Source organism: Sulfitobacter sp. TMED3, from assembly GCF_002167505.1.
In the GTDB taxonomy this organism is placed as follows: Bacteria; Pseudomonadota; Alphaproteobacteria; order Rhodobacterales; family Rhodobacteraceae; genus Sulfitobacter; species Sulfitobacter pontiacus.
In genome coordinates this window covers 40,978-51,315 of record NZ_NHBI01000029.1, presented here as the reverse complement: position 1 = coordinate 51,315, position 10,338 = coordinate 40,978, and the positions used below count along the sequence as shown (strand labels likewise).

Sequence of the window (10,338 nt, the reverse complement as noted above, 5' to 3'; positions counted from 1 at the left end):
TCGTCAAAGCTGCTGACGGTGATTGTATCGGGGGCCAGAAAGCGGTGCCCGCGCGTGGTGTCGCCCGCAGTGATCCCGTCGATGGTCAAGGGCACGGTCTGCGCGCCATCCTCGGCCGACAGGATACACAGGATCGAATGCAACGGGCGCACCCACCGCAAGCTGCCACTGCCCCACCGCATGGATTTAGGCCAGGGGAAGTTGCGAATGGTGGTTTCCAGCACTTCTGCCACGATCTCGGCTGCGGGGCGGCCCGGCTTGTTGATCATGGCAAACAGGATCTTACCCTTGGGCGTGTCACGCTCTTCCAGCTGGTCGCGGGTCAGCCCCGCGCCGCGCAGAAACCCTTCGATGGCTTTTTCCGGCGCATCGGCCTTGGGGCCTTTGCGTTCCTCGACCAGCGACGGGCTGGCGTCCAGCATCCCCTCGATCGTCAGGGTCAGACGACGCGGCGTCGAAAAGGCCGCGGCAGAGGCATAGGTCAGCCCCGCATCCACCAGACCGTTCGTCACCAGTTTCTTTAGATCATCCGCCGCGCGCGATTGCATGCGGGCGGGAATTTCTTCCGAGAAAAGCTCTATCAGGAGGTCGGGCATGGGTTCGTACCTTTCGGGGCCGCGTGTCGCTTGGGTGCGGTTAAATATGTGTCGCGCAAACAGCGCTTATGTCAAAGGGCCGGTCGATCCGGGTCGGATCAGTCGGCGGGGCGTTCCGGGCAAGCTTCGCCCACCACGGTGCCATCATAGGCTTTGTCGCCACAATCGTTCAGCTCGTGCCAGACATAGCCGCGCCCGTCCGAAGTGATCGCAACGATACGGTCAACGCCGAAATGCACGTTCTTCTGCCCCAGAAAGGTCAGCGCCGTGCCTGCCTCGATCTCTTCTGCGATGGCTTTGGCGTCAAAACAGTCGAACCAGCCCGGTGCATTGCGCGGCGTGACCTCGTCGCTGACGACATAGGTTTCGGACAGCATGGCGAGGCTAAGCGAGGTGTCGAAACATGCGCGGTAGCGGATGGGCGAGCTGTCGGCGTCGATGGCGCGGAAATTGTCGGTCAGGATCGGCTCGGACGCATTGCTGGAGATCGACACCAGCGAGACGCCCTCATCCGGTGCCGGTGCCTCGTGATAATAGCCGTAGACCTGTAGATAATAAAGCGCGAGACCCGCAATGGCTGCTGCAACCAAGATGACGCCTCCTACAATTTTACCGTTCATGCCGCGTTTTCCGACCAACCGCCGGCCCGTGTCTGAACAAAGGCGTCGGCGCAGGCTTTGGCAAGGGTGCGTACCCGCCCGATATAGGCCTGACGCTCTGTCACCGAGATGACACCGCGTGCGTCCAGCAGGTTGAAGATGTGGCTCGCCTTGATGCATTGGTCATAGGCGGGGTGCGCCATCACGATGCGCTTGCCGGTCTTGGGGTCCACGGCATCTTGCGCAAGGATCGCCTTGCACTCGTTCTCGGCCTCGACAAAGTGGTCCAGCAGCACGTCGGTATTGGCGACATCAAAGTTCCAGCGGGCGTATTCTTCCTCGGTCTGTTTGAATACGTCACCATAGGTCAGCGGGATCGGCGCGTCGGGGCTGTTAAAGGGCATGTCCATCACGTGATCGACGCCCAGAACATACATCGCCAAACGCTCGAGCCCGTAGGTCAGCTCTCCCGATACAGGGTGGCAATCATGGCCGCCGACCTGCTGGAAATAGGTGAACTGCGACACTTCCATGCCGTCACACCAGACTTCCCAGCCCAGTCCCCATGCGCCCAAAGTGGGGCTTTCCCAATCATCCTCGACAAAGCGGATGTCATGCAGCGCCATATCGATCCCGATCGCCTCAAGCGATCCGAGGTAAAGCTCTTGCAGGTTGGGCGGGCTGGGTTTGATCAGCGCCTGAAACTGGTAATAATGCTGCAAACGGTTGGGGTTTTCCCCATAGCGCCCGTCGGTCGGGCGGCGCGAGGGCTGCACATAGGCGGCGGCCCAAGGGTTGGTGCCAAGCGCGCGCAGGGTCGTGGCCGGGTGGAACGTACCCGCACCGACTTCCATGTCGTAGGGCTGCAGGACCGCACAGCCCTGACGTGCCCAATAGGACTGTAGGGCGAGGATGATTTCCTGAAATGAACGGGGGCGCTGGACCGGGTCGGACATAAGATTTTGCCTTTGCTGCTGCGCGCCTTTCCTAAGGTGCTGTTGCGGTAGGGTCAATTGGCAGCTTTGTGATGATTTGCGCTGTCTCAAGCATGGTATTTTGCACAGGTTCCTGCTTATCTACTGCAAGTTTAAATCCTTGAGAGCACCCATACCTATGACGCGACTGTTTGCGGCCCTGATCGCCGCCTTGTTTATTGCCCCGTTTGCCTTTGCACAGTCTGCCGATGATGTGGTTTGGATACAGGTCGAAGCCCAGCCCAATCTGGCCGCGGCGACCGATCGCGCACGTGCCTATAGCGCCAGTCTTGAGGATGTGAACGGCTTTGCCTTGGGCGGCAGTTGGTATGGAATCGCGGTCGGTCCCTATCGCCGTGATGACGCAGAGCTGTTGTTGCGCCGCTACCGCCGGGACGGGGTGATTCCGCGCGACAGCTTTATCCAGCTTTCTGAACGGTTCCAGCAGCAGTTCTGGCCCGTGGGCGCGAACGTCCTGAACATTCCGCTGATCGCACCGGTTGACCCTGCATCCCCCACCGATACTCAGACAGACAGTGAGATCACGCAAACCACCCTGCCCCCCGCCAGCGAAGCGCTGGAGCAAGAGAACACCGCCACCGCAGAGGCAGAAACCACGCAAGTCCCTGTCCTGCCCGAACCACCACGTGACGAAACCCTGGCCGAAGCGCGCGCCAGCGAACGGGATCTTGACCGCGAGGCGCGCGAACAGTTGCAGGTCGCGCTGAAGTGGGCGGGGTTTTACAATGCCTCTATCGACGGTGCCTTCGGGCGGGGTACGCGGGGGTCTATGGCCGATTGGCAAGGGGCCAACGGCTATGACGCCACCGGCGTGCTGACAACGCTGCAACGCGCCGCCCTTCTGAAACAATATAACGCCGTGCTCGAAGGTCTGGGCCTGCAGGCCGTGCGCAACGCCGACGCGGGGATCGAGATGGTGATGCCGACCAAGATCGTGGGGTTTGACCGGTTCGAGCCCCCCTTCGCTCATTACAATGGCACCGGCGACATCGACGCGCGGGTTCTTCTGATCAGTCAGGCGGGCGATCAGGATACGCTCTTTGGCCTGTATGACATCATGCAGACCCTTGAAATCGTCCCCGAAGAAGGCCCGCGCGAGCGGAAGTCCGACAGTTTCGAGCTGATCGGCGAGAACGGCCGCATCGTCAGCCAGACGCAGGTGTCGCTGCAGAATGGCGAGATCAAGGGCTTCACCCTCATCTGGCCCGCCGGGGACGAAGACCGCCGCCGCCGCGTGATTGCCGAGATGACGAAATCCTTCACCCGCCTGCCCGGTACGCTGGATGCCGCAGCGGGGGGTGGCGACCGTCAGGCTGTCGATCTGGTGTCGGGTCTGCAAATCCGGTCGCCGAAAATCTCGCGCTCGGGCTTCTTCATTGATGGGCGAGGTACTGTTGCCACCACATCCGAGGCGGTGCAAAGCTGTGGTCGTCTGACGCTGGACGACGAGACAGAGCTTGATGTGGTTGTTGATGATGCGGCCAGCGGGATCAGCCTGCTGAAACCCCGCGCAGCACTTTCGCCATTGGATGTGGCGGCGTTCAACACCGTGCCCCCCCGTTTGCAATCCGAAATCGCGGTTGCGGGCTTCCCCTATGAAGGCGTGCTTGGATCAGCGACGGTGACCTATGGCACGCTGGCCGATGTGCGTGGGCTGCAAGGCGAAGAGAACATCGCCCGCCTCGCGCTAGAAGCCCGCAGCGGTGACGCGGGTGGCCCGATTCTGGATCGTGACGGGCGGGTCTTGGGCATGTTGCTGCCCCGTGCCAATGGCGCACGCGAATTGCCCGAAGATGTCGCCTTTGCGGTTGAATCCAAGGTCATCGCAGAGCTTGCGCAAAAGGCCGGTGTCACCGTTGATACCACGGCCAGCAGCACCACGATCAAGCCGCAGGACCTGCGTGAAAAAGCCAAGGGCATGACCGTACTGGTCAGCTGTTGGGAATAAATAAAACCCCGATCCCCCGTTTAACGGGGGATCGGGGTCAGTCGTTTGAACCGCTTCGGGAAGCGCCCTTGATCAGACTGCGGTCTGGGGCGTCAGATAGATCAACGTCGGGCGGTCGGCCTTGAAGGCTTGCGCCAGGACCTCTGGCAGCTCCTCCAGCGATTTCGGTGCCGCGGCATAGGCTCCATAGGCTTCGGCCAGTTTGCAAAAATCGGGATTATGGGCGATGACCGCGTTTGGCGCGATCTGCGCGCGGGTCATGCTGTCTTCGATTTCGCCCAGTTTGCCATTGTCCCACAGGATGATCGGCAGGGGCAGCCCCAGCTCTACCGCAGCCCCCAGTTCCTGCACCGTGTACTGAAAGCCATAATCCCCGATGATCGCCATGGTCGGCAGCCCGGGGCGGCCAATGGCCCCACCAATCGCAGCAGGTGTTGCGTAGCCAAGCGTGCCGAACCCGTAGGGATGATGCCAATACCCGGGGCGGTCCATCTCCCAGACCTCGGTTGCGGCATAGGCGAATTGGGTCATGTCCGAGTAGATCATCGTGCCTTCGGGCGTCGCAGCCTTCACCGCCTCCACCACGGCAAGGATGCCCGGACGCTCCATATCCACTTCTGACCGCCAGCGTTTGCGCCAGCCTGCCACCTCGGCCGCATTCCACCCCGCTGCTGTGCGTTCGTCCGGCAAGGCAGCGTCAAGCGCGGNCATTACCTGTACCGCATCNCCAAGGATGGCAAACGGTGCNGCNTGCGGGTCCGCCAGAACCGACGGATCAATATCAACGCGCACCAGCTCGCCTGAATGGCCCAGATGATCGCGCCAGAGGTCCACCTCTGCCAGCTCGGTCCCGACGGAGATCACAAGATCCGCCTGCGCGATCACATCCACGCTGCTTTCCCGCGCGAGATAGGCCCCGAAATGCAGCGGCGCTCCGGGCGAGACGATGCCGCGTCCGGCATAGGTCGTCAGGCTCGCCGCCTGCCAGCGGGCCAGCAGGGCGTCAACGTTTTGAACGCCAACGGCACCGCCGCCAAAGATGAACAGCGGCTTTTGCGCTGCGGCCAGCTTTTGCGCCAGAAGGTCGATCTGCGCAGAGGGCACNGCCGGCAAGGTCGCGCTGACGGCAAGGGCGTGCGCGGGGGCGGCCTCNGCCTCCAGCAGGTGAATGGGAACAGAAATATGCTTGGACCGCGGGCGGCTGGTGGCAAATTCGGNCAGNGCACGGTCNATCANCTGGTAGGCCGCCGGNGCCGTCAGCGCCATTTCGGACCANTCGCACACGGTTTCCGCCGCCGCGCGCTGATCGTTCATCTGGTGCAGCTGCCCCTTCCGCGCCGCCGTTTCATCCAGACAGGAGGACAACACCAGNACCGGCACGGAATCGCTGTAGGCCTGCCCCATTGGCGTCATCACATTGCACAGCCCCGGGCCGGTGATCACATAGGCGANCCCCGGCTTGCNTGTGGCCCGGGCATAGCCATCTGCCATAAAGCCCGCCCCCTGTTCGTGCCGCGCCAGCACATGGGTCAGCCCTGCTTCCTCGATCCCGCGGTACATCTCTTGGTTATGCACGCCGGGGATGCCAAAGATCACCTCTACCCCGCGAGACTTGAGCATATGAGAAATCTGTGCCCCCAAAGGACGGGTTTGTACTGCGCTCATTATGCTCTCCAGAATTTGAATGTCAGAATGACGTATACCGCCATAAGCTCCAGTCGCCCGACCAGCATCGCGGCGGTCAGGATCCATTTTGCTGTGTCGTTAAGGGTGCTGAAATTACCTGCCGGCCCGATGATCTTGCCCAAACCCGGCCCGATGTTCCCCAAGGCCGCCCCCGCCCCCGAGATCGAGGTCACGAAATCCAGCCCNGTCATNCTGAGCGCCACGGCCACCAGCCCTANTGTCAGCGTGAAGAACATGAAAAACGACATGACCGAGATCATGACATCGCCGCTGATCGGGCGNCCGTCATAGCGCGGGGTAAAGATGCCGTGGGGTGACCGGATTCGCTGCAACTGCGCACGGATGGATGCGAACAACAGCTGATAGCGGAAGATCTTGATCGAACAGGCGGTGGACCCCGCGCAGCCGCCAATCAGCCCCGTAAAGAAAAACAGCGCCACGGGAAACGGCCCCCAGGTCATATAATCNACCGAGGCAAAGCCCGTGCCNGAAATGATTGAAGTGATGTTGAACAGCGCCTCNCGCAGGGATTGCTCCCAATGATGCGGAAAGACCGACTGGATAGAGATAAAGATCAGGCCCACCAGNACCGCAATNGTCAGCAAGAAACCCTTTACCTGCGGATCACGATGCAGGGCCAANGGGTTGCCGTTCAGCAGTTGCACNTAGCGCACGAAAGGCAGCGCCGCGAGCACCATGAAGATCGACGCNGCATATTCCGCATTGCCGCTAAAGGTACCGAANGANGCGTCATAATTNGAAAACCCGCCCGTAGACACGGTGGTCAGCGCGTGGACCGTCGCGTCAAAGACGTTCATCCCCAAGGTCAGATAGGTCAGCGCGCAGGCGAAGGTCAGCCAGACATAAATGACCGAGATCTGGCTGGCGATCTGCCCGGCCCNCGGNAGGATTTTACCAAAGGTATCAAANGCTTCCGACTTGAANATCTGCATACCACCGACGCGCAGNTCGGGCAGGAACACCATCGCCACAACAATGATACCGATGCCGCCCAGCCACTGCAGGATCGCNCGCCACAACAACAGCCCCTTGGGCAGATCATCAAGNCCGGAAAACACCGTNGATCCGGTGGTGGTCATGCCCGACATGGCCTCGAACACCGCATCGACGAAACGCGCCTCTGTCGCGCCCAGCATGAACGGCAGCGCGCCGAANANCGGCAGCATCAGCCACACGGCCGTCGTCANCAAAAAGGTNTGCTGGATCGTCAGCCCTTCCCTGACCCCGTTGGCACAGGCCAGCGCGATCATGCTGCCCCCCAGCATGGTGATCAGCCCNGCCTCGACGAAGACGGGCCAATGGCCGCGCCCTTCGGCAATATCGACCAACATTGGCACNATCATCGCNATGCCAAGCACCGACACCAANAGGCCGATGACATATCCAACTGGGCGCAAATCCAACATCTGCGCAGCGTTGGCGCGGCGGCGCGCCGGTGTCAAGGACNCGCCCTGCGGTAAAACGCAAAACGGCCCGGGCAAGACACACCCGGGCCGTCAATANTCAACCTGTNAACCGATCAGACGTAATATGTGTCGCGGAAAACATGGTGCACGATGTCATCACGCTTGATACCCATCGCGGCCAGCTCTTCGTCGGTCTTGGACTGCAGGAATGTCACCTGACGCATCCGGCCCGAGTTCGCACCCGCTGCGATCAAACCGTTCCAGATGGCAGCAAAAAACCCGCCGATGACGGCGAAGGGAGCTTTGATGGTGGGGACGTTGCTTTGCGAAATTGTGCTGTTGTAAGCCATAATAAACTCTCGATTTATCTTTGCATTTCTGCCGGTTACCTTATTCTGCCTCTTAATATAACGAAGCAATCCCCAATGAGAACCGACGTTTCTGCATAGCAGCATCCCGAAGATGCCGCATCGCAGCATGACTTTGTGCATGTTTCAAGCAAGCACCACAAACCTCCGCGCAATAAATACGCAGAATGAAAACATGTCAGAGTGACTGCCCTAAAACCGTGCNAANATCAGCCGACGTGAAACAGCGTGCTGAACAGTCTGGGNTCGATGCTTTGAGCCGCAAAGGTATCGCCCTGCGTCAGNACAGAGATCGCATCATGACTGTGCAGGCTTTCTTGGTGGCTGGCCACAATGCGAAAATCACGCACCCGCGGTTCGGCTTGCAACTGCTCGCAGAACAGCCGCGCCGCGTCTTCGACAAAGATCGGATTAGAGGCGTTCAGCTCGGCAAACGCCTGTTCGTCCTCACGTTTGACCATCACCTGCGTCTCTGTTGGCACCGCACGGCGCGCCGCGTCGATCAGGTCTTCGAACCACAGGCAGCTTTCCTCGCAGTTCACGTCGACCGAGATCCGCGCGACAGAGCGTTGCGAATGCGGCGTGGCAAGCTGCCCCCGTGTCGCACGGGCATGCTCGGACAGTTCCAGCGAACAGGGACAGGTAGAGGAATAGACGTAATCAAGGTGGATGATCTTCTTGCGCGCGCCTGCGGCCTCGACCAGCTCAAGCGCGATGTCGTAATACTGGTAGCCCGACAGCCCCGACCGCAGGCTATCGATCCGTACCGGAAAGGAAAACCGCATCTGGATGCGGGCATCATAGCTTTCGAGGTCGGACTTATAATCATCCAGCGCAGCTTCCATCACCTCGAAGCTGAACACCTCATCCGCATGTTTATAGAAACTGCGCATGATGCGGGACATGTTNATGCCCTTNTTATCCGCCTCAAGGCTNACCGATCCGGTGACCGATGTCTCGAGCGTCAGATCGCTGCCCTCGCGGGTGTGAAACCGCATGGGCAACCGAAAGTTCGATATCCCCACATGCTGGATCTGCTGTCTCGCACCACGGATCAGGCTCGACGGGCCGTTTTGCAGATCGGGCAGCGTGGCCTTGTAGTTATCTCCCACAGCAAAATTACTGGGATAGTCGCGGCTGAACTGAGGGTAGCTATCGACGCTTCGCAACAGACGGGCCAGCGACGGGTCCAGCGCATCCATCTCTGTCGCGCTGGCCTTGCGAGCCCAGGCCCGCAACGTATCGAGTGCGGCAACCGCGTCATCACGGTCCGGTATCACTGTCGCGGCGATATTCATAGCAAGGCCCTTTCGCAAGTTGCCCCCTATATAGGNGATATCGGGGGCTTTACCAATGCTNCGTCCAGCCAAGCAGGCAAAGCCCCCAANNGATCACTTCAATGTGTCCAGCGCCTGACGGATGTCGGCNATCAGATCATCCACCTCCTCAAGCCCCGCAGACAAGCGCACAAGGCCGGGGCTGATCCCCAGCGTAGCCTTCTGGTCATCCGGCAAACGCTGGTGCGTCGTGGTCGCCGGATGGGTCGCGATGGATTTCGCATCGGCGAAGTTGTTCGAGATGGTGATAATCTCGAGCGCATTAAGGAATGCAAAACACGCGTCCTTACCGCCCTTGACCTCTACCGCCAAGACAGTCCCCGCCGACGGCGCATGAGACGTGGCGAGCGCGTGCTGCGGATGGCTGGGATGTGTCGGATAGCGCACAGCGCTCAGCTTGGGGTGCCCGTTCAGCGCATCTGCGATCTTATAGGCGGCATCCGCTTGGGCACGCACACGCAGGTCGATGGTTTCAAGCGCCTTGAGGTGGGTCCAGGCGGTAAACGGGTTCATCGCGCCGCCGGTGTGTTTCATATAGGCTTCGACGGGTCCGCGGATCAGCTCTTTGGGGCCGCAAATCGCACCGCCCAGCATACGCCCCTGCCCGTCCACATGTTTCGTGGTCGAGATAATGGCGATATCCGCACCACATTCCTTGGCATAGGAAAATACCGGCGTCGCCATCGCGTCATCCGCTAGCACCAGCGCGCCGACGGCATGGGCCGCTTTCACCACATGGCGCATGTCAACGACTTCCAGGGTGGGGTTCGAAATGCTCTCAAAGAAGACCATGGTCGTGTCAGGGCGAATGGCAGCATCCCAGGCCGCGTTATCCGTGCCGTCGATCAAGGTCACCTCGACCCCGAAACGCGCCAGGATATCCTCCAGCACATACAGGCACGACCCGAAAAGCGCGCGCGCGGCGACCACATGATCGCCTGCTTTCAGCAGCGATGTCAGCGCGCCGCTGACCGCCGCCATACCAGAGGTACAGGCGAAACAATCCTCATACCCCAAAAGCCCCGAGATCCGGTCCTCGAACATGCGCACCGTGGGGTTGCCGTAGCGGGCATAGATAAACTCGTCATCCCCCAGCGACTGGAACCGCGCCTCGGCCTGTTCGGCGCTGTCATAGACAAAACCCTGTGTCAGGAACACGGCCTCGGACACTTCGTTATACTGGCTGCGGCGGGTGCCACTGTGAACAGCCTTGGTCCGCGGTTTCCAATCAACGCTCATTCTCTCATCCTTCCTGTCCCGCCGTGCAGCGGGCGTAAAAAAACCCCAGACGCGGTCAAGCGAAAGGGGGCTTTCATCCTGACCTTTTAGCGGAATTTGGCAGGTTTCTCTGCCCGTGGCCCGCAATCCGGTATCAAATCGCC

The 10,338-nt window shown here is 60.4% G+C and carries 9 protein-coding genes; 1 reads left to right on the top strand and 8 read right to left on the bottom strand.

Translation table 11 applies throughout. From position 1 onward, the window contains the following. The 3 genes from CBB63_RS08500 to CBB63_RS08490 form a co-directional block, all read right to left on the bottom strand. A partial coding sequence (locus CBB63_RS08500; RefSeq protein WP_286698834.1) for a glycine--tRNA ligase subunit beta occupies positions 1-596 on the bottom strand: 596 nt, incomplete at its 3' end. A gap of 98 nt (positions 597-694) precedes the next feature. Continuing rightward, positions 695-1,216: a DUF6446 family protein gene (locus tag CBB63_RS08495; RefSeq protein ID WP_064215613.1), complete on the bottom strand. Its 522-nt coding sequence runs from the start codon at positions 1,214-1,216 to the stop codon at positions 695-697. After that, positions 1,213-2,151 carry a glycine--tRNA ligase subunit alpha gene (locus CBB63_RS08490; RefSeq protein WP_005854198.1) on the bottom strand — a complete coding sequence of 313 codons (939 nt, stop codon included), beginning with the start codon at positions 2,149-2,151 and terminating at the stop codon, positions 1,213-1,215. Before CBB63_RS08490 ends, CBB63_RS08495 begins: the two co-directional genes overlap by 4 nt. Before the next feature lie 157 nt (positions 2,152-2,308). On the opposite strand from CBB63_RS08490, the gene CBB63_RS08485 reads away from it, so the two are divergent. Then, entirely contained in the window at positions 2,309-4,138 is a 1,830-nt protein-coding gene (locus CBB63_RS08485) for a serine protease (protein ID WP_286698833.1), read from the top strand. 72 nt (positions 4,139-4,210) lie between these two features. Here CBB63_RS08485 and CBB63_RS08480 read toward each other — a convergent pair whose 3' ends face one another. The 5 genes from CBB63_RS08480 to CBB63_RS08460 all read right to left on the bottom strand — a co-directional run bounded on the left by CBB63_RS08480 (position 4,211) and on the right by CBB63_RS08460 (position 10,195). Then, positions 4,211-5,803 carry a thiamine pyrophosphate-binding protein gene (locus tag CBB63_RS08480; protein ID WP_286698832.1) on the bottom strand — a complete coding sequence of 531 codons (1,593 nt, stop codon included), beginning with the start codon at positions 5,801-5,803 and terminating at the stop codon, positions 4,211-4,213. Further along, the gene (locus tag CBB63_RS08475; RefSeq protein ID WP_286698836.1) at positions 5,803-7,251 is read right to left on the bottom strand and encodes a TrkH family potassium uptake protein; all 1,449 of its coding nucleotides are present in this window, start codon (positions 7,249-7,251) and stop codon (positions 5,803-5,805) included. The genes CBB63_RS08480 and CBB63_RS08475 overlap by 1 nt, the downstream gene beginning before the upstream one ends. Positions 7,252-7,364: 113 nt before the next feature. Then, complete coding sequence (locus CBB63_RS08470; RefSeq protein ID WP_005854202.1) at positions 7,365-7,601, bottom strand: hypothetical protein; 237 nt, start codon at positions 7,599-7,601, stop codon at positions 7,365-7,367. A gap of 227 nt (positions 7,602-7,828) precedes the next feature. Beyond that, the gene (gene folE2 / locus CBB63_RS08465; RefSeq protein WP_286698831.1) at positions 7,829-8,917 is read right to left on the bottom strand and encodes a GTP cyclohydrolase FolE2; all 1,089 of its coding nucleotides are present in this window, start codon (positions 8,915-8,917) and stop codon (positions 7,829-7,831) included. Between the two features lie 93 nt (positions 8,918-9,010). Then, the gene (locus CBB63_RS08460) at positions 9,011-10,195 is read right to left on the bottom strand and encodes an aminotransferase class V-fold PLP-dependent enzyme (RefSeq protein ID WP_286698830.1); all 1,185 of its coding nucleotides are present in this window, start codon (positions 10,193-10,195) and stop codon (positions 9,011-9,013) included. Between the last annotated feature and the right edge of the window lie 143 nt (positions 10,196-10,338).

What these genes read in the sequence shown, in the direction of transcription:
- CBB63_RS08470 (WP_005854202.1), bottom strand. Translation starts at nt 7,601, where the DNA reads ATGGCTTACAACAGCACAATTTCGCAAAGCAACGTCCCCACCATCAAA.
- CBB63_RS08490 (WP_005854198.1), bottom strand. Translation starts at nt 2,151, where the DNA reads ATGTCCGACCCGGTCCAGCGCCCCCGTTCATTTCAGGAAATCATCCTC.
- CBB63_RS08495 (WP_064215613.1), bottom strand. Translation starts at nt 1,216, where the DNA reads ATGAACGGTAAAATTGTAGGAGGCGTCATCTTGGTTGCAGCAGCCATT.
- CBB63_RS08485 (WP_286698833.1), top strand. Translation starts at nt 2,309, where the DNA reads ATGACGCGACTGTTTGCGGCCCTGATCGCCGCCTTGTTTATTGCCCCG.